The organism is Nocardia sp. NPDC057668 (genome assembly GCF_042799795.1).
GTDB lineage: Bacteria > Actinomycetota > Actinomycetes > Mycobacteriales > Mycobacteriaceae > Nocardia.
Window position 1 is genome coordinate 801,439 of record NZ_JBHVIC010000003.1, and the last position, 19,550, is coordinate 820,988.

Genomic DNA, 19,550 nt, shown 5'->3' on the forward strand with positions numbered 1-19,550 from the left:
CGGCAACAGCTTATGTTACCCGTCAGTAACTTCCGTATCTGTCGCCAAGTTATCACCGATTCACGGCGCGCGGAAGCCCCCTCGGGCAGTGGCCGGAAACACGTCGGCAACCGTCAGTTCCACTGCGACAGTGGATACTTGACGGTTGCCGAGAATGCGCGGAGGGAGGTCTCCGGCTAGGTCACCATTCGACGGGCAGTGAGCGGATCCCGTACACCATGTCCTCGAATTTGAAGTCGATCTCCTCGACCGGGGTCACCACTCGCAACTCCGGCAGACGGCGGAATACCGACTGCAGCACCATTCCGAGTTCGGTTCGGGCGAGCTGCATTCCGATGCAGTGGTGGTGGCCGTATCCGAAGGCGACGTGCGGATTCGGGTTCTCACGCTGCACGTCCAGGACTTCGGGATTCTCGAAGGCGGCTGGATCCCAGTTCGCGGCTGCCAGGTCGAAGACGATGCCCTCGCCCGCGCGGATGATGTCGTCGCCGACTTCGATGTCCTCGACCGCGACGCGGCGCAGCCCGGTGTCGACGATGCTCATGAAGCGCATCAGCTCGTCGACGGCGCTGTTCAGCACCTTCGGATCGTCGGTGTCGCGTATGATCGCGAGCTGGTCGGGTCGCTCGAGCAGTGCCACTACCGACAGACTGATCATGTTGGCGGTGGTTTCGTGCCCGGCGGCCAGCATGCCGACGGCCTGGAGTGCGGCTTCCCACGATTCGAGCTTGCCGTCCCGGATGAGTTCGGCCATGTCGCTCAACATGTCCTCACCCGGATTCGCGGCCTTGGTTTCCAGCAGTTCGTTCAGGAATGCCAGCATGTCGATGGTGATCTGCTGCTGCTCGGCCGCTGAAGTTCGGCTGTCGAAGCCCACTTCGGTGGCGCGCTCGAAGAAGGCGTGGTTTTCATAGGGGACGCCGAGCAGTTCGCAGATGACTCGCGACGGTACCGGCAGTGCAAGCGCGGCAACGAGATCCGCGCTCGAACCGCTCTCGATCATCGCGTCGAGGCACTCGTCGATGTGCTTCTGGATCGCCGAGTGCAGGCTCTCCAGCCGCTTGGGCGTGAACGGCTTGGCGAGCATGCGCCGGAAGCGGGCGTGCTCGGGACCATCGGTGTTGAACATGGTCTTGGGCGACATGCCCGCTACCGTCTTCATGCCCTCGCTGATATGCGGATAGCTGGGCAGATGGTTGTCGGATTTGACCTGCGGGTGCACCAGCAGCCGGCGCGTGTCCTCGTGTCCGGTGACGAGTCGCGGGTGCTTGCCGCGCTCCCAGGTCCGGACTGTCGAAACACTCCCCGCCGCAGCGAGTTCGGCGATGGATGACGCGGGCTGGAACGGACACTTCGCGTCGCGCCGCCCCGGGTAGAAGGTCAGGTCCGAATCGTCCTCGGCCGCTTCGATCTCGCTCACCCGAGCTACCTGCTCGCGCATGGCCTCGGTCACCAGCAGCATGCGGTCGTGGCTGTGCCCGGCGGTGTCGTATTCGACCTGGATCGTGAGCCGGTCGCCGATGGTGAACATGGTCATCTTCGGCGGCATGCCCAGTGCCATCGCGAAGACTTCGTCACGAACGACGTCGAGGCCCGCGGGCGTGGAGCGGGCGGGCACGCGCCCGATGTTGGACATGCCGAGCGTCGGCAGTGCCGCGAATACCTCGGCGACCTCGGGGTCCAGTACGCGATTGGACGCGCGCATGAACAGTGCCGGGAAGCGGGCTTCGACCGCGCCGCGGATTCCGACGTCGACCATTTTCGCCAGTTCCAGCGGATGCGTGTCGATTCCGGCGAAGACCGGTGTCGCGACGCCGCCGACGCAGTTGAGAACCGCGGTTTCGGCGACGGGCGGCTCCAGACTCGAGCGCATGTCGACCGCGTGCCCGCAGATCATCGGAACTGCGGCCTCCTCGGGAATGTACGCGCGCACGGCTGCCAGCGCCGCGCCGGTGAGCAGGCTGTTGACCGAAATTCCTTGCGCGCGTGCCGCTGCGACGAGACTTGCGGTCTGTTCGAGATCGAATTCGATGCGGTGCAGCGCCAGCCGGCCGATCGGGTCACCGGTGCCGTCGCCGTCGCCCGGCAGTTGCCGGGGTGCGGATCCCGCGTCGGTCATCTGCGCGATCGTGCGCAATTGGGCGAGGAATCCATCGACTTCCTCGTCACTGATGACACCGGTGAGCTGCGCGTCGACGGCGTCGAGCAGGTCGACATCCGGCTCCGGTTGCGGCAGTGGCGAACCCGTGACGTGCCCGGTGTAGCGCTGCCACATCTCGTCGAGCAGCGCGAACATCGACCGGCCGTCGCAGACGCCGTGGTGCGTGATGAGCACGACTTGACTGCGGTCACCGTCCTGCAGCACGCGCGCCTTGAAGAGTCCCGCGTCCCAGTCCTGCGGAGAATTGATCAGCGCGCGGTAGGCGTCGTCTCCGCCCGCGACGACTTCGAGTCCGGGTTCGTAGTTCTCCTGCAATTCGAAGCGTGGATTGCCGTCGAGCTCACCGACGACGACCGCACGCAGTAGAGCATGACCCGATGCCAGTTCGGTGAGTACACGGCCCAGGACGGCGAGGTCGAGATCGCCGCGCACGGTGCTGCTGGCGAATAGCGGCACATCGGCTTTCGGCACTGCGCCCCACTTGGCGTTACGGTCGAAATGCCTGATCTCGAAGGGAGACAGGGGGCGTTGGCGAATCATGCGGCAACCATGCTTCCGTACGGTAGAGAATTAGCTCAGCCGACGGTACACAACACATGACACAAGCGTTGGGCGAGTTGATCTTTCCCCTAGTAGGAGGCTTTTGCGCTCGCCCGAGAGCTCGAATCCCAAGCAGCGGAGACTGTTTGAATTCGCGGCAGCTCGCGGCGTCCCGGACGAGCAGCAAACCGCTCGGCTACCCCGCTGCGGTAGCGACGATGAAACTCGCCGTCGTGGTGGTACTCCCACCGATGTTGAGGGTCGCGATGGCGCCGGGTCCGGGAAGCTGGCAGGCGCCGGCCTGCCCGATGAGCTGCTTGTGCGCATCGAGCAGCATGCGAATGCCGGTGGCTCCCACGGGATGGCCGATGCCGATGAGACCGCCGCCGGGGTTGACCGGCGTCGCACCGGTGCGGGAGATGGCGGCGGAGTCGATCGCCTTCCAGCTTTCGCCCGGAGCGGTGATACCGAGGTGATCGATCGCGACGTATTCGGACATGGTGAAGCAGTCGTGGACTTCGAAGGCGTCGACGGCGGTGATGTCGGGAAGACCGGCCCGCGCGAGGGCGTCCAGGACGGTTCGGCGGACATGCGGGAACACGTAGGGCTCGGTGGCGGAGGCCGCCAGCTTCTGATCCAGGGGCAGGCCCACGGTGCGGTGCCCCCAGCCGGTGATGACCGAGTGCGCGATTGCTCGACTATCGCTGTGCTCGTTCAGGAATCGATCCGAGACCAGGATCAGCGCGGCCGCGCCGTCGGTCATCTGGCTGCAGTCCTGGCGGCGGAGCATCCCCGCTACCGGCGGATTGGCGGTGTCGTCGGCGGTGAAGCTCTCGGGGGTGTACGACCACTCGCGAGTCTGGGCGGCGGGGTTCGATCGGGCGTTGGCGATGTTCAGCTCGCTGATCGCGTGCAGGTAGGCGGGATCCAGGCCGTAGCGACGGTCGTATTCGTCGGCGATGGCGGCGAACATGCTGGGCCACACCAGATCCGTGTCCTGCGCTTCGTGCCCGGCCCAGGCCGCCGCGCCCATGTATCGGGCGGCCTGCCCGCCGGGGACGGTCTTCTCCAGCTCCGCGCCCAAGACCAGCGCGCAGTCGTAGCGACCCGATTCCAGATCGGACATGGCGGCCAGCACGGCCATGCTCCCGGAAGCGCAGGCCGCTTCGTGCCGGGTGGCGGGCGTGCCCCAGAATTCGGGCCACACGGTGGCCGGCATGCCGCCCAGCTGGCCCTGGCCGGTGAACAGCTGACCGAAAGCGTTGCCCACGTGAATGACTCCGATATCGGCGGGGCCGATGCGAGCGTCGTCCAGCGTGTGTTCGATGACGGTGCTGACGAGCGCGTCGAAACCCAGGCCGGCACGCTGCCAGTTGACGGCGAAGTCGGTCTGGGCGCCGCCGAGAATGTGCACGGACACGATTGCTCCTCGAAAAAAGTTGTGCGGGTTCAGAGTTGCGCGCGCAGATCGCGGCGCAGCAGTTTGCCGACCGGATTGCGCGGCAGGGTCTCGACCACTTCGAGTCGCTCGGGCAATTTGAACGAGGCGACTTCGAGCGCGCGCAGGTGTTCGACCAAGCTCTCCAGGGTCGGGGTGGTGTCCGGTCTGGGAACCACGAAGGCGCAGCACTTCTCGCCGAGCACCGCGTCCGGGTAGCCGACGATGGCGATGTCGGCGACGGCCGGGTGATCGGCCAGCAGGCCCTCGATTTCGGCCGGCGCGATGTTCATGCCGCCGCGAATGATGATCTCCTTCACCCGATCCACGAAACGCAGGTAGCGCCCGTCCTCGCCGCAGAGTTCGAAGACGTCCCCGCTGCGGAGGTAGCCCTCGTCGTCGAACGGCTCCGAGTCCGCGGTACCCGGTAGATACCCGGCGAAAACGGCCGGTCCGCGCATGCGCAGTTCGCCGCGCCCGCCGATCTCGGTGACTCGTTCACCGGTGGTGACGTCGACGAGTTTGACGGCGGTGCTGGCGGCCAGCCGGGTGGACCAGCGCACGCCGGGCGCGGCGTAGTGCGGCAGATGCTGGGCGCGCACCGTCGGATCGGGGATGTCGGCCGGTGCGCCCAGCAGGCTGACACCCTCGTTGGAGCCGAAGAAGTTGAGCACGTTGATGTTCAACTGCTCCTGCCAGCCGCGCACGACCGGAGGCGGCAGGGGCGCGCCCCCGGATCCGACGGTCCGCAGCGAGGACAGGTCGGCCCGGGCGCGCAGGGCCTCGTTCTGCAGCAGCATGGTGAGCAGGGCGGGCGGCATGCTGGTGTGGGTCACGCGGTGCGCGGCGATCTGCCCGAAGAACACCGGCAGGTCCAGCGGATGATGCTGCACCAGGTGCCCGCCCGCGAGCAGCCAGGGCAGGAAGGCCGCGGCGAATCCCGCCATGTTCACCATGGGAAAGGGGTTGAGCACCACCGAGTCCGGGGTGATGCCGAGTCCGTCCTGCACCCCTCGCGCTACCGCCAGCCAATCGCCGTGGCAGCGCGGGATGCCCTTGGGGGCGGCCTCGGTGCCGCTGGTCCAGCAGATGGTGATGCGGTCGTTGACCGTGGGCTTCAGGCCGGATTCGTAGTCGCGCACGCGATCACGCGCGTCCGGGGCGACCCGATCGCCGAGTGCGATCGCGGTGTCCGGCACTCCCGGCCCGAAAGCGAAGACCGTGCGATCCGGGCCCGCGATCGCCAGTGCTTCGTGTGCCGGTTCGCGGTCGGTGAGTGTCCCGACGGTGATGAGCGCGTCGGCGTCGGTGGCGGTGGCGGTGAGGATTCCGGAGATCTCGTGGCGGCGGTAGGAGGCCGGCATGGGTGTCGCGACCGCGCCCAGCCGCCACAGCGCCAGGTAGGTGGCGGTCAGCGCGATCGTGTTCGGCAGCAGGACCGCCACCGTGTCGCCCTGGCGGATGCCGTGCGCGAAAAGCACCGCGGCGAGGTCGATCACGTGATCGTCGAGTTCGGCCCAGGTGAGGGTGCGCGGGGCGGCGCCGGTCAGGGCGGTCAGGTTCGCGGGGTCGGTGATCGCGGGCGCGGAGGGCGCGGCGGTGACGCGGCGGCGGAAGACGTCGGTGATGGTCTCGGGCTCCCACCAGCCGCGATCCAGGTACTCGCGCACGGTGTCCTCGGGGTGACAGGTGTGCACCGGGTGGCGGGTGCGGCCCGCGCGACGGGTGACGGAAGGTGGTGTGGAATCGGTTGATTCAGCCATGAGATCCCCTGATGGGTCGAGCGGTTGGAGTCGGAGGTGGGCGGGTCGGGTGCTGTCGTGCCGCGGATGCCGGTGGGCGGGCTCGGGTGCGGTGCCGCGTGCTCGGGCCGATCGATGAGCGCCGGTCGAGCGGCGCGGTTCACCCCGTGCGCTGCACCACGATCGCCGAGCCCAGGCCGAGCGCGGCCGGGATGGTCACCAGCGCGAATTCACCTTCGCACCGGCGCAGGGCGTCCAGCGCCTGGGCGATCAGGATGCCGCCGGTCGCGCCGAGCGGATGGCCCACGGCGAGCGCGCCGCCGTCGACGTTGACCCGGTCGGGGTCCAGGTCCAGTTCGCGGGTGAGCAACAGCGGTGTGACGGCGAAGGATTCGTTCACCTCGATCACGTCGAGGTCGGCGGCGGTGATTCCGGCGCGGTCCAGCGCCTGCCGGGCGGCGGTCACGGTCGCGCTCAGCAGCGGTGAGCGTTCGGCGGTCTGGGCGGTCCCGGCTATTCGCGCCACGGGGGCGCGGCCGAGGGTGGCGGCGGCGGATGAGCCGCCGAGCAGGATCGCGGACGCGCTGTCGGCCAACTGCGGTGCGGTGGCCAGGGTGTGCAGGCCCGCGACGGGATGGGGTGCGCCGGGCAGTCGGCGAACGACTCGCGCCCAGGACTCGTCCGAACCGAACAGCGTGGGCAGGGCGGCGAAAGCGTCGAGCGTTGCGTCCGCCCGCGCACCCTCGTCGGCGGCGAGTACGGGTACGCCGTCCACGCGTACGGGGATCACCGAGTCGGAAACTGGTGCGGCAGCGGCTTTCCGATGCGATCGCACGGCGAACGCGTCCAGTTCCGCGCGGGAGATGCCGTGCAGCGCGGCGGTCAGATCCGCCGAGACGCCGATGGTGACGAATCCGGTCCGCTCCCCCAGCTCCTCGTCCGCCGCGATCGCGGGCCGATCCGCGAGCATCGGCGTCCGCGACATGGATTCCACGCCGCCCGCGATCACGATCTCGGCGTACCCCGCCGCGATCCGCGCCGCAGCGCTCTGCACGGCGTCGAGTCCCGAACAGCACAGCCGCGACACCACCCCGCCCGGAACATGATCCGGCCATCCGGCCCACAGCGCCGCCGCACGCGCGACGTTCCCGCCCTGCTCCCCCGTCGCCGTGTTGACCCCGGCGATGATGTCCTGCACCGCGTTCGCGGGACAGGAGCGCTCTTCCAGCGCCGAGAGCAGCTGCCCGAACAGCGCGTGCGACGGCACCCCGGCCAGCGTGCCGCCGGTCTTGCGCACCCGGCCGCGCGGTGTTCGCACGGCGTCGAAGATGTAGGCCTCACCCATGGACGTACCCGCCGATCGCTGCCGAAGTCAGTGGTGCGCGGGTTATTCCGTCGCCGGTCGACGAGCTGGGTCGCAACCGCCACTCCCGTCGGCAATCCGCGTCAGTCACGGTCGAACCCCCTGACCGTCCGCAGCGTGTGACGACCCGCCGGATCCTCGGCCGAGGTCACCGGGACGACCACCACTTCGTCCGCCCCGGCCGCCCGATACTCGGCCAGCCGAACCCGCACGGCGCCCGCGTCCCCGAGCATCCCGATCGCCGCCGGCAGCTCGTCCGGCACCGCCGCCAGCACTTCGCGCGGATGCGCTCCGCCCTGGGCCAGGCGCACGACGTCTCCGAAGCCTGCCTCGGTGAACATGGCCGCATATCCCGGCGCCCGCAGATACCCGACCACTCCGCGCCGCAGCGTGGCGAGCATCTCCGGGGTCGGATCCACCCCGGCGGTCACCCACACCGCGATCGCGGGCGCGGGCCGACCGGCGGCGGCCGCGAACTCCCGCACCGCCGAGACACATCGAGCAACCTGTGCCGGCGTCACCAGGTTCAACACCACCCGGTCCGCGACCCGCGCTCCCACCGACAACGCCCGCGCCCCGAAGGCCGCCACCGCGATCTCACCCCGCAGCGTTCGACCGCCATCGGCATCGCTCGGATCCGGAGGGGCCGCGGAACTCGTGCCGGTCGGTCCGGCGGACGACCGCGTCGAGATGGACACCGCCGGAAGCCGATCCGATCCACCCGCCCGGGCCGGGTCATCGACACTGCCCGGCCGGGCGGGGCCGCGCACACTCGCCACGGGTTCCATGAGCGCACCGGCGGCGTGCTCACCCGGAGCGCCGCCCACCGCGAAGTCGTCCTCGGCAGGCGTGGCCACCGGCCGCGGTGCGGGGAGGCGGAGGTGGAAGCCGCGTATTCGTTCGCAGTGGCCCTTGTAGTCGACCTTCGCGCCGGCCAGGAGGTCTCGGACGATCAGCGCCGTGTCTTCGAGATGAGCTGCCGTACTTGTTCTTTCGCGGCCGTGCCAGTCGGTGACCACCACGGGGCTGGAGGTGCCGAGGGCGACGGCGACGGGGCGGCCGGTCAGGGCCGCCACCGAGGCCGCGCCCATGGCGATCGTCGCGGGGGTGCGGATCGCCACGGCCAGGGGGCCGACGCAGAGGGGGAGATCGCCGGGAGTGCGGCCGACGGCGGTGGCCAGGGCGAAGGCGTCGAAGGTCGCCATCTCGCCGATCCAGAGGCGGTCGTAGCCGAGGTCCGCGGCGGCCGCGGCGACGGCGAGGGCATCGAGGGGGTCGCGGTCCTGCCACAGGGGCAGGCTCACACTCAGACGGGGGGTCACGGGGGCGGCCTCGTTCACGAAAGCGGTTGGGCGGCAGCGCGCATGCGATCACCGGCGACCCAGGTGGCGTGGAATCCCAGTGGTACGCGAGTGGGCAGGCCGAGGCGGCACACGGGGCCGGAGGTGAGGTCGGCGGCGTCGTAGATCCAGACCTCGGACAGGCCCGTGTGGTTGTTGTGCGCGAACATGGTCAGCCAGGCGTCGTCCTCTGCGGCACCGCCGGGACGCGGGACCACGGTCAGTTCGCTGCCCAGGAAGCCGTCGCCGAAGGGCGCGGTTTCCTTTGCGCCGGTGACGATGTCGTACTTGATGATCGCGTCGAAGATCATGGTGCGATCCACCGACAGCCGCATCTGATACGAGTACCGACCGGCCCGACCGGTGCGCCCCTGATCGATGGCCGGAAACTCGGTGTTCACGTCGTCCAGCGCGGTCTCGGTGGTGGCTCCGGTGCGCAGATTGAATCGGTACCGGTACAGCTTCGCCTCGGGCCGCAGGTAGGCCAGCAGCTGCGCCAGCGGGTGCGCGCGATCGGAGACCGGGCTCGGCTCGGTGACCCGGCAGACCACCAGCACGATCTCCTCGCCCTCTTCCCACGAGTTCACCGTGTGATAGATGTAGCCGGGCGCGGCCTCGAACCACTTCGCTTGCGCCCCATCTCCGTATCGCGGTAGCACCGCGAAGCGGCTGGGCAGGTTCCGGTCGAAGAAGATCTTGAAGCGCCCGGCCGCGGCGGCCCGCGGGTCGTTGTAGAGCGGCAGATCCATGAGGATCGAGTAGTTCTCGGTGATGGCCATGTCGTGCGGCAGCCGCGACCCGGGCAGCTCGAGCCCGGTGAAATGGGTGACCGTGCCGCCCGCGTCGGCCACGCCGTAGCGCAGGTACGGCGCGTTGATGCCGTAGTCGAAGAACAGCAATTCGCCGGTGCGCTCATCGACCTTCGCGTGCGCCGAAACCTCGCCGCGCAGGGTGCCGTTGAAGGTGTCCACGCCCCGGGTCTCCAGGCTCACCGGGTCCAGCGCGTACGGCTGCCCGGCGCGGTACCACAGCGCCAGCAGATTGCCGTGGTGGTACAGCACATCGGTGTTGGCGGAATTGCGTTCGCGGCGATCACCGGCGGGATTGCCGTCCCACGGCTCGATCACCCCGCGCCACAACGCCGTTCCGGCCGCGCGTTCGGCCTCGAATTCGGCCGTGCGGATGTAGCGATTGCGATAGGTCGCCCGGCCGTTCTCGAAATGCACCGCGTGCAACATGCCGTCACCGTCGAACCAGTGGTAGCGGCCCATCGGCGCGAATTGCGGATTGGGCCCGTTGCGCACGTAGACCCCGTCCAGATCCACGGGCAGTTCGCCGGCCAGCACCGGGAGCCCGACGGCGGTGATCTCGTCCGCCTGCGGCGCGTACGGCCCTTCCAGATAGGGATTGGTCAGGGCCTCCGCGGCGGGAGCGATGAGTTCTTCATTGAGCGGCATGGGTTGCGCCTCCGGTGGCCGGTTCCCGAGGATCCGGCGAAGTTCACTACAGTTAATGAAGTGATACGCGTCTCATGCCGGACTGTCAAGGTCGCGCGGCGCCGCGCGACGCCTGCTCGAACCGCACCTCGGTGCGGCCCAGCACCGCGTCGCACCCCCGGCAGCGCAGCGCGGGCAGCAGCGGAGCGCCGCATTCGCGGTGGTGGATGCGCAATCCGGGTTCTGGCGCGCCCGGATGCGCTCGATCGGACCAGGCCAGCAGGAACGCGAAGACGCCGAACAGCGCCCGCCCCCGGGGCGTCAACCGGTATTCCCGTCCGGCGGTCTCGGGCCGGTGCAGTATCCCGGCCTCGACCAGGCGGGTGAGCCGTTCGGTGAGCGTGGTCGGGGACATGTCCAGCGCCGCGCGGAACTCCGAGAATCGCCGGACCCCGGCCAGCGCGAGCCCGGTCACCGCGGCACTCCAGCGATCCCCGATGGCCTCCATGATCTCCGCGAAGCCCGCGTCGCCGCCGGCCGGCGCCACCGCGCGCGCGGACCGTCGCCGCCCGGACGTGATGTGCCACAGCGCATCCCGGTCCAACGCCACGTCCGTGTCATGCGCGGTCACGGTGCGCCCGCAGGTCCGGCACATCGGCACCGGCGGTCCTCGATGCCCGCAGTCCGCGTGCACGAACTCCGGCAGCACGGCCCATTCCGCGGTCCACTCGCGCTGCCAGGACCAGACGCAGACCAGGATCTCCCAGACGGCCAGGCCCAGACCGGTGAGCCGGTACTCCGCACCCTCGCGCGCGAGCACCCCGGCGTCGACCAGCGCGGTCAACCGCGCGGTCAGCACCGCGGGCGGCGCGCCGGTGCGCTCGCTCCACTGCGAGAACCGCCGGGCGTGCTCGACGAAGGCCAGCCGCAGGATGGTCAGCGTCAGGCGGTCGCCGAGCAGATCGAAGGTCGCGGCCACGGAGTTCGTCACGCCGCTCACCGTAGGGCGCGGTGCGGCGGTATCGGTTCCCGGACTCACGTCCCGCGTAGGTTGCACTTCAATAACTGTACTTTAATCACCGAAGTCGAGGTCGGCCACCGGAACGGTGACCGACCCCGGCCGGGCCGGCGACGAGCTACTTCGTCAGTGCCGCGAGTTCGCGATCGACGGCCTCGTTGTGTTCGGCCGCCTCCTGCTCCGCCTTCGACGGACTCCAGTGCCCGGACATGAAGAAGATGAACGGAATGAACCCGACCTGCGCGAGCAGGCAGATCCACCACCAGGTCTTCCACTGATCCGCCGAATCCTGCTGCGCCTGCTGCACTTCGGAGGCGTGCTCGGCCAGGAAATCACGATCCTCGGCCGGAATCGCGGACACCGCCGCCAATTGCTTGCTGGCCGCGGTCAATTGCGGACCGACCGCGGACACCACCGCCAGATCCGCCACCGGAATCTGCTGCGCCGCGGCCAATCTCGCCGCCGCCTGATCCGCGGGCAGGTTCAGCTTCTGACTGATCTGCCCGACCGCCGTCGCCGCCAGGCCCTGATCGGCGGGATTCATGATGAGCTTGGTGAGCACAGCCGGGTCCACGGCCTGCAGCGCCGCCAACTCCTGCGAATACTTGGCGTTGACGCTGAGCGCGGTCTTGATATCGGCCTCCGGCGCACCGGTCAGCCTGGTCAGCGCCGCGGCCTGGGCGGCAACGTCGTTCGGATTCTTACCCAGCGCCTCCATGTTCTCCGCGCCCGCCTTCTGAATCGTGGCGATCTCGGTGTGGTACTTGGCGGCGATGACCTGGAGTTCGGGACCGTAGTTCACCAGCGTGCCCGCCGCGGTCACCACGATGAGCAGGCCGAAGAGCACGAAGGTGACCACCGTGCGCAGAATGCCGCCCCAGACCGCGAGCCCGACGGCGGTGGCCGCGGGATTACGGTTCTCCACGGTCTCGGTGAAACTCGCCATCCAGGTCGAGTAGGCGATGCCGCTGCCCACCGCGATCAGACTGAGCACGATGGCGAAGGTGTAGTAATCGGTGCCGGGCCGGTCGGTGTATCCGAGGAATACATACACGCCGATAATGCTCATGACCGCGCCGAAGAGCATGAATGGCTTGCGCACTTTGAGGTAGTCGGACACGATGCCGGTGATGACCAGACCTATCGCATTCGAGATCCAGTACCAGTTACCGAGCGCGTTGGCCTCTTTCGTGGTGAAACCGAAGTTCGTCGCCAAATACACCGGCAGGAACGACACGATGGTGTAGAAGAACGCGAGGAAAATGGCGATGCCGAAGGCCGATCCGACAATGTCGAAACGCATCATCTGTTTCCACTGATCGCGTTCGAGCGCGCTGACATTCAGCCCGCGCGCCCGCGCTTCGATCAGCGCCTTGTCCCGCATGGACACCATGATCTGATCGCGCAGCGCCGGGCTGAGTTCGCGCAGGCCGATCAGGCCCAGGATCGAGATGGTCAGGCAGATGACGCCGCAGAGCCGGTAGTGGAACTGCCAGTCCGGGTGCTCGTCCAGGGTGAGGGTGGACAGCTCCGTGGTCACCAGCGCGCCGAGCACCGGGCCCAGGGTCCAGAAGCCCATGGCCGAGGCGCGCCCGAGCTGCGGGGAGAAGTCGCGCACCAGCGCGGGCGTGGCCACCAGCACCGCGCCCTCGACCACGCTGATCAGGCAGTACACCGCCAGATACGCTTCTTTCGTGGTGCACAGCGGCACCGCGAAAAGCGTGAGGGCAGAACAGATCACGGTGCCGTAGGCGACCATGTTGGCCCGGCCCCAGCGGTCGAGCACGCCGGCCGCGACCGAGGCGGCCGCACCGACGGCGGCGCCCGCGATGAAGATGCCGACGAAGTAGCGGAACGTCAGGTTGTAGTAGGCGATGAGCTCGTTGCCGATCGCACCCACCACGAACAACTGGTAGTACAGGGCGATGGAGACCATCACCACGAGGAACAGGTACCAGGAGCGCGCGGGCGTCTCTGGGTAGTGCGGGAGTTTGCGCTGCCAGAGACCGGTGAGCAGCGTCGGCGGCTGCAACTCCGGGGCGGCGGTCGAGGTGGAACTCATGTCGAGATGCCTTTCTGTCCACGGCATTTCGCGTGACCGTAAGCCACTTTTTCTGCAGCACGAGCAGCCGGGTTAGAACAGGTTACCGTTCCGGGGTGATCCGCATCACAGATCGCGTAAACAAAAACCGGTCAGTCGAGCGAAAAGTTCACGTGCCCGGGCGCGGATGCGAAAACCGCCATGCCCGAAATCGGACATGGCGGCTATTGCCGGGCTCGGACCCTATTTCTCCGCGTCGCGGAAGTACAGAATGTTCGAACCGTGCGCGGTCAGCGGCCCGGCCTCGGCGGCCTGGCGGATACCGCTCGCGGGCAGCTGGGTCAGCTTGGCGAACATCGAGGTATTGCCGAACGCCGAACGCACCTGCGTCTCGGAGGCGTAGTCCGCGCCGTACTCGGCCAGCAACTTGAAGTCCAGGGGCGCGAGCGGCTTCTCCAGCGGAATCTGCCCGACCGGCAGTCCGAGCGCCGCGTACTGTACCGCCGAACCGCCCTCGTACCAGCAGAGTTCGTAGGACATGTGCTCGGTGGTGGTCACGCTGACCACCGGCCACTCCTTCGAAAGGCGCAGGGCCAGTGGGTGCCTGCCCACCGGGGCGACCTCCCAGTTCAGACTCTTCACCGACACCCAGTGCTCGGAGACCTTCTCGATGAGCACCACGTCCTCACCGAGCCGCTCGACCGCGTTGGTCTCGGGCTGCCGGGTGGCCCAGTGCTTCTCGTCGACCCCGAGGTAGGCGGTGCTGGGCACGGCCTGCGCGCCCTCGGCCGCGTAGGCTGCCAGCACCGCCGCGCGCACCAGGGTGACGCCGTTGCGCGAGGAACAGCGCACGGTGAGCGCGCCGAAGCTGGTGCTGATCTCCACCGGCTTGGAGGGCTGTTCCGGCATGGCGCCCGCCGCCAGCGGCTTGAGGCCGACCAGCGCGAGCTGCCAGTTGATCTCCTCGATGGTCGCGAGGTCACCGTCGCTCTGATACAGGATCTGCTGCTGGGTCAGGTACCCGGCGCGTTCGAGCGTCTGGCACTCCAGCTTGCGCAGCGCGGTCACGGTCTTGCCGGTGAGACCGATCTCCTCGATCTTGATCTCGCGCAGCCGCTGGGTCATGGCCGGGGAGGTGACCGACGCGTAGCGCTCGCGGTACATGGCCACGGCCTGTTTGCGCTGCCGGCCGACCATGAGGGTGCGCAGCAGGGTGTTCAGGCTGGCGAGATACCGGCCCGCCTGATCGGTGTCGGCGGCGAAGAGCGCGGCGCGGATGCGCACGGCGTCCTCACCGGCGGCGACGGCGGCGTGCGGGTCGAGCCTGCACAGCCAGACCCCGCATTTGGCCAGCGCGTCCGCGCACACGGCCGCCGCGTTCGGATACTGGTGCGCCACCTGACGATAGGCGTTGCACGCGTTGCGAATGGTCGGGGTGGCCAGTTCACGATGCCCGATGGTGCGCGCGGCCTCCTCGAACAGGCGCAGCGCCTCCTGCACCTCGTTCGCGAAAATGGCGTTCACGTGGCCGGCGGTGAGCCAGCGCAGCCGAAGCAGCACGGCTTCCTGCGCGGGCTCGAGCGCGGTCGCCGAGCGATCACGCTGATCCGGGTCGCGTTTGGTGGCGATGAGGGCGCGGGCGAGTTCGCACAGCGACGTGGCGAGCACCAATTCCGCTGCCGCCGAACGGTCCCGGGCCGCCCCTCTGTCGGCAGCCACCCGTTGCTCGATGGCGCTGAGATCCATTGCGACCTTCAAACTCCCACAACCACCTTGCTCGTCCGATCACCTGCTCGACCGGCCCACGTTTGCGCCGAGTCTGCCACACATTCACGCACGGGGTCACCTCTCCGGAGGTATGCCCGAAATGCGGAACCCAGGCTACGGCGCGGCGATCACGGCGCGGGCCGGGCATAGCGCAACTGACCCGGTTTGGCCGCGGCGTACGCCGCGTGGCCCGAAAGCTCCCGGGGCACACCCACTTCCCACCACGCCCCGGCTTCGGTCCAGGTAGAGGGCTGCGTGCGGACCACCACCACGGCCGGGCGGCGCTCGGTGACCGCGGCGGCGCGAGCCTGCGCGTAGGCGGTCCGGAACCCGCCGGATTCTTCCGCGGTGAACACCGCGCACCCCAGGGCGCGCGCGTGCGCGGCGAAATCGACGCGCGGCGGATGGGAGTGCTCGGTGCGGCAGTCGGCGTAGAAGTTGTTGAACGCCGGCGCACCCTGCCCCTCCTGCAACCGGGCGATGACCGCGTAGCCGTCGTTGTCGCACACCACCGCCACGAAGGGATGCCCGGCGAAGGCGGCGGAGAAGAGTTCGGAATTGAGCATCAGGTACGAGCCGTCGCCGAGCAGGGTGGTCACCAGGCCGCGGGTGGGACCCCCGGATTCGTCCCCGACCACCATGGCCGCGCCCCACGCGCCGGCGAGTTCGTAACCCATGCAGGAGAACCCGTACTCGACGTCCATGGCGGGTTCGCCGCCGGTGGCGCGCCAACCGCCGACGAGTTCGCCGGGCAGGCCGCCCGAGGCGGTCATGACGTAGTCGCGGGGGCCGCTGAGGTCGTTCACCATGCCGACGATCTGGGCGTAGCTCGGCGCGCCGGGGGTGCGGGCGCGGAGTTTGTCGATGTGGGCGTCCCACTCTCCGCGCGCGACGGCCGCGCGGGCGGTCCAGTCCGGCGCGGCCCGCCAGCCGCCCAACTCCGGTCCGAGTTCGGCCAGGGTGGCGCCGGCGTCACCCACCACCGCGAGCGCGCCGTGTTTGACCGCGTCGAATCGGGCGTTGTTGATGTGCACAAGTCGCACGCCCGGATCGAACAGCGTCCAGGAGGCGGTGGTGAAGTCCTGCAGCCGGGTGCCCACGGCCAGCACCACGTCGGCCGCGGCGGCCAGGGCGTTGGCCGACGCCGAACCCGTGATGCCGAGCGGACCGGCGTAGAGCGGGTGATCGTGCGGTGTCAGGGTGCGGCCCGCGGTGGTCTCGGTGACCGGAATGCCGTGCTGCCGTGCGAATTCCAGCGCCTGCGCACCGGCCCCGGAGTAGCGGACGCCGCCGCCCAGGATCAGCAGCGGCCGTTCGCCGGCGCGCAGGGCCGCGGCCGCGGCGGCGAGTTCGCCGAGGTCCGGGCGCGCGCGGGGTACCCGATGCACCACGGGCGCGAAGAGCGCGTCGGGGAAGTCGTACTCCTGGACCTGAACATCCTGCGGCAGCGCCAAGGTCACCGGTCCGGTCGCGGCCGGATCGGTGAGCACCCGGGCCACCTGCGGGAGGGTCGCGATGAGTTGCTCGGGGCGGGTGATGCGGTCGAAGTAGCGACTCACCGGGCGGAAGGCGTCGTTCACGGTGCCGATGGGATCGCCGAAGTGCTCGACCTGCTGCAGGACCGGATCGGGAGCGCGACTGACGAAGGCGTCCCCCGGCAACAGCAGCAGCGGCAGCCGATTCGCGTGTGCCACCCCGGCGGCGGTCACCATGTTGAGCGCGCCGGGGCCGATGGAGGAGGTGGCGACGCCGACCTGGCGGCGCTGGGCCGCCTTGGCCAGACCGACGGCGGCCAGGGCCATGCCCTGCTCGGTATGGCCGCGCCAGACCGGCAGGGTGTCGCGGTGCTCGTGCAGCGCGGTGCCCAGGCCCAGGACGTTGCCGTGCCCGAAGATGGCGAACACCGCGGGGAACAACGGCACCTCGATGCCGTCGAGGGTTTCCGAGCGCTGGGCGACCAGCCAGGCCACCAGCGCGCGGGCGGTCGTGAGTCTCATTCGACGCGTCCTTCGTGCGAGGTCATCGGGCAACGGGGATCCGGGGTCTGCTCGTCCCACCGCGCACGAACCCAGGCGTGGGCGGGATCGTCGCAGAAGGCCAGGGAGCGTTCGGGACCCGGACCGGCCAGGACGTTGAGGTAGTACATGGGGTAGCCGGGGGCGGCCACGCACGGGCCGTGATAGCCGCGCGGGACGAGGAAGACGTCGCCGTCGCGGACCGTGACGTCGGCGTCGATCCCGCCGTCGGCGGTATAGGTTCGGTGCAGGCCGAAACCGTTGCGGGACGGCCGGATTCCATCCGGCCCGGCGATGCGGAAGTAGTAGATCTCCTCGTTCACGACTTCGTGTTCGCTCGCGCTGTCGTGTTTGTGCGGCGGATAGGAGGACCAATTGCCGTCGGGGGTGAGCAGTTCGCAGGCGCTGAGCTTGTCGGCGTGGTCCCAGACGCCGGGAACGCCGAAGTTGGCGACCTGGCGGGTCGCGGGGCCCGCACCGCGCACCTCGACCGGGACCCGCTCGGCGGGACCGTATTTCGGGGTGAGGCGGCGGGTGCACCGGGCCATGGGCAGGGCCACCTCGATGCCGTGCGCGGTCGAGATCTCGACCGCGGCGTCGCGGGGGACGTACGCGAAGTCGGTGATCCGGCTGAAAACCGTTTCCCGGCCGGTGATTTCGAACTCGAGTCCGTCGACCCGGACCGTGCAGGACCCCGCCAGCGGCAGCACGAAGGCTTCGAATTCGTCGGTGTGCACGACGCGGGTCTCCCCCGCGCCTAGGTGCAGCACCCGCAGGCCGGTGTAGGTCCAGCCCGCGTCGTCCGGGCTGAGCACGATGGGATCCACGCTGTCGCGCAGACTTCCGTGGGGGCGGTGCAGGCTGCTCACGAGACCGCACCGTCGCCGGCCAGGACCGCGGCCGCGGCGGCCACCGCGCCCGCGACATCTCCGTCGGGCGGGTACAGCAGCCCGCGCCCGACCACCAGCCCGCGCACCACCTCGTGCCGCAGCGCGGCGCCCCAGGCGGCGAGATCGCCGGTGGGATCGCCCGACGGCGCGCCGCCGAGCACCAGCACCGGCAGCGTGGTGGCGTCCAGTGCCGAAATATCCTGTGGCGCAGGAATCTTCAGCCAGGTGTAGGCGGAGGTGACGCCCAGCCCCGAGGCCACGGTGATGGCGCGCTGCAGGGCGGCGGCGTCCCGGTGCATGACCAGCGCACCGGAGGCGTCGCGGCGGTACGGCAGCGGCTCGACCATGGCCATGAGGCCGTGGTCGGCCAGTTCGGAGACCGCGCGGGCGCAGGCGTGCAGGGTGGGCGCGGTACTCGGATCCGAATCGACCATGCGCAGCAGCATCTTTCCGCCGTCGAGCCGGAACTTGACGAGGGATTCGGCGTCGTAGCCGGTGAACCGGTCGTCGATCTCCCAGTCCGCGCCGGCCAGGCCGCCGCGATTCATGGAACCGATCACGATCTTGTCGTGCACGGCGTCGAGCAGCAGCAGTTCCTCGACGATGTCCGGTGAGCCGAGCACCCCGTCCACCGCCGGATTGTCCAGCGCGACGAGCAGGCGCTCGAGCAGGGTGCGGCGATCGGCCATGGCGGTGCTGTCCGCACCGACCCCGAGGGCGCCGCGGGCCGGATGATCCGCGGCGACCAGGAACAGGGTGCCGGTGCCGGACAACAGATTCGGGCGGCGCCGGCGGTCGGCGTAGGCGTGCCGGATGGCCTCGGGCTCGGTGGCGCGCACCCGCAGCAGGTGCTGCCAGCGCTCGTCGGTCAGGTGCACAGCAGCTCCTCGATCTCGGCGGCCGTGGGCATGGCGTCGGCGCAGGCCAGGCGCGAGGCCACCAGGGCCCCGGCGGCGTTGGCATAGGTGGCGATGCGATGCGGATCCCAGCCCGCGAGCAGGCCGTGCGCGAGCGCCCCGCCGAACCCGTCGCCCGCGCCCAGCCCGCACACCACCTCGATCGGGCACGGCGGGACGGTCCAGCGGTCGGCGGCGGTGGCGATCAGCACCCCGTCGGCCCCGCATTTGACGACCGCCAGGCGCACGCCGCGGGCCAGCAGCCGATCGGCCGCGGCGTGCGGATCGTCGGTGCCGACGGCGACGCGCACCTCGGTTCGATTGCCCACCACGACATTCACGTGGTCGAGCAGGCTTCCGATCTCGGTGCGCGCGACCTCTTCCCCGGGCCAGAACATCGGCCGGTAGTCCAGGTCCAGGACGGTGTAACCGCGCCGGGCGCGGCGTTCCAGCACCGCGCGCTGGGTGCCGCGGGCGGGCTCGGCGCTGACGCCGGTGCCGGTCACCCACAGCAGCGGGACGGAATCGACTATGTCCCAGGGGACGTCGTCCGGGGTCAGGGTGAGGTCCGGCGCGATGGGAGCGCGGTAGAACAGCAGCGGCGGATCGGCGGGCGGGTGCAGTTCGCAGAACACCACCGGGGTGGCCAGGTCCGGCGCGGTGCCCACGTGGCTCGCGTCGACGCCGAACTCGCGCAGCGCGATGCGCACGAAATCTCCGAAGCCGTCCGGCCCGACCTTGGTGAGCACGGCGCTGCGCCGGCCCAGCCGGGCCGCGGCCACCGCCACGTTGGTCGCGGTGCCGCCGAGGAATTTGGCGAAGCTGCGGACCCGCGCCAGCGGCACCCCGCTCTGTTCGGGGTACAGGTCGACCCCGACCCGGCCGATGGTCAGCATCTCGAGG

Annotated in this window: 13 protein-coding genes; all 13 read right to left on the reverse strand. The window is 69.5% G+C overall.

From position 1 onward, the window contains the following. Window positions 1-181: 181 nt before the first annotated feature. Window positions 182-2,701, reverse strand: a complete 2,520-nt coding sequence (locus ACFVBH_RS22255; protein WP_379003979.1) for a cytochrome P450 — start codon at window positions 2,699-2,701, stop codon at window positions 182-184. Between the two features lie 196 nt (window positions 2,702-2,897). Further along, entirely contained in the window at window positions 2,898-4,115 is a 1,218-nt protein-coding gene (locus ACFVBH_RS22260) for an acetyl-CoA acetyltransferase (protein WP_379004580.1), read from the reverse strand. A 35-nt stretch (window positions 4,116-4,150) separates the two neighbouring features. Beyond that, window positions 4,151-5,902, reverse strand: coding sequence for a class I adenylate-forming enzyme family protein (locus tag ACFVBH_RS22265; protein WP_379003981.1), 1,752 nt, complete (start codon window positions 5,900-5,902; stop codon window positions 4,151-4,153). A 139-nt stretch (window positions 5,903-6,041) separates the two neighbouring features. Beyond that, on the reverse strand, window positions 6,042-7,226 hold the full coding sequence (locus tag ACFVBH_RS22270; protein ID WP_379003983.1) for a thiolase family protein: 1,185 nt from the start codon (window positions 7,224-7,226) through the stop codon (window positions 6,042-6,044). 101 nt (window positions 7,227-7,327) lie between these two features. Beyond that, window positions 7,328-8,566, reverse strand: coding sequence for an LLM class flavin-dependent oxidoreductase (locus tag ACFVBH_RS22275; protein WP_379003985.1), 1,239 nt, complete (start codon window positions 8,564-8,566; stop codon window positions 7,328-7,330). A 14-nt stretch (window positions 8,567-8,580) separates the two neighbouring features. Further along, a complete protein-coding gene (locus ACFVBH_RS22280) occupies window positions 8,581-10,041 on the reverse strand; it encodes a carotenoid oxygenase family protein (RefSeq protein ID WP_379003987.1) in 1,461 nt (486 codons plus the stop codon). Between the two features lie 85 nt (window positions 10,042-10,126). Next, window positions 10,127-11,011 (reverse strand): winged helix-turn-helix transcriptional regulator, encoded by an 885-nt coding sequence (locus ACFVBH_RS22285; protein ID WP_379003989.1) that lies wholly within the window; start codon window positions 11,009-11,011, stop codon window positions 10,127-10,129. Window positions 11,012-11,156: 145 nt separating this feature from the next. Further along, on the reverse strand, window positions 11,157-13,100 hold the full coding sequence (locus ACFVBH_RS22290) for an MFS transporter (RefSeq protein WP_379003991.1): 1,944 nt from the start codon (window positions 13,098-13,100) through the stop codon (window positions 11,157-11,159). 222 nt (window positions 13,101-13,322) lie between these two features. Beyond that, on the reverse strand, window positions 13,323-14,837 hold the full coding sequence (locus ACFVBH_RS22295) for a hypothetical protein (RefSeq protein WP_379003993.1): 1,515 nt from the start codon (window positions 14,835-14,837) through the stop codon (window positions 13,323-13,325). 137 nt (window positions 14,838-14,974) lie between these two features. Further along, window positions 14,975-16,843, reverse strand: coding sequence for a 3D-(3,5/4)-trihydroxycyclohexane-1,2-dione acylhydrolase (decyclizing) (gene iolD, locus ACFVBH_RS22300; RefSeq protein ID WP_379003995.1), 1,869 nt, complete (start codon window positions 16,841-16,843; stop codon window positions 14,975-14,977). Further along, window positions 16,840-17,730, reverse strand: coding sequence for a 5-deoxy-glucuronate isomerase (iolB, locus tag ACFVBH_RS22305; RefSeq protein ID WP_379003998.1), 891 nt, complete (start codon window positions 17,728-17,730; stop codon window positions 16,840-16,842). Before iolB ends, iolD begins: the two co-directional genes overlap by 4 nt. Then, complete coding sequence (locus ACFVBH_RS22310) at window positions 17,727-18,629, reverse strand: aldolase (RefSeq protein ID WP_354989684.1); 903 nt, start codon at window positions 18,627-18,629, stop codon at window positions 17,727-17,729. The genes iolB and ACFVBH_RS22310 overlap by 4 nt, the downstream gene beginning before the upstream one ends. Next, on the reverse strand, window positions 18,620-19,543 hold the full coding sequence (gene iolC / locus ACFVBH_RS22315; RefSeq protein ID WP_379004582.1) for a 5-dehydro-2-deoxygluconokinase: 924 nt from the start codon (window positions 19,541-19,543) through the stop codon (window positions 18,620-18,622). The genes ACFVBH_RS22310 and iolC overlap by 10 nt, the downstream gene beginning before the upstream one ends. Window positions 19,544-19,550: the final 7 nt, after the last annotated feature.

Coding starts and splice junctions, on each gene's coding strand:
- ACFVBH_RS22280 (WP_379003987.1), bottom strand. CDS start 10,041: ATGCCGCTCAATGAAGAACTCATCGCTCCCGCCGCGGAGGCCCTGACC.
- iolC (WP_379004582.1), bottom strand. CDS start 19,543: ATGCTGACCATCGGCCGGGTCGGGGTCGACCTGTACCCCGAACAGAGC.
- ACFVBH_RS22265 (WP_379003981.1), bottom strand. CDS start 5,902: ATGGCTGAATCAACCGATTCCACACCACCTTCCGTCACCCGTCGCGCG.
- ACFVBH_RS22290 (WP_379003991.1), bottom strand. CDS start 13,100: ATGAGTTCCACCTCGACCGCCGCCCCGGAGTTGCAGCCGCCGACGCTG.
- iolD (WP_379003995.1), bottom strand. CDS start 16,843: ATGAGACTCACGACCGCCCGCGCGCTGGTGGCCTGGCTGGTCGCCCAG.
- ACFVBH_RS22270 (WP_379003983.1), bottom strand. CDS start 7,226: ATGGGTGAGGCCTACATCTTCGACGCCGTGCGAACACCGCGCGGCCGG.
- ACFVBH_RS22255 (WP_379003979.1), bottom strand. CDS start 2,701: ATGATTCGCCAACGCCCCCTGTCTCCCTTCGAGATCAGGCATTTCGAC.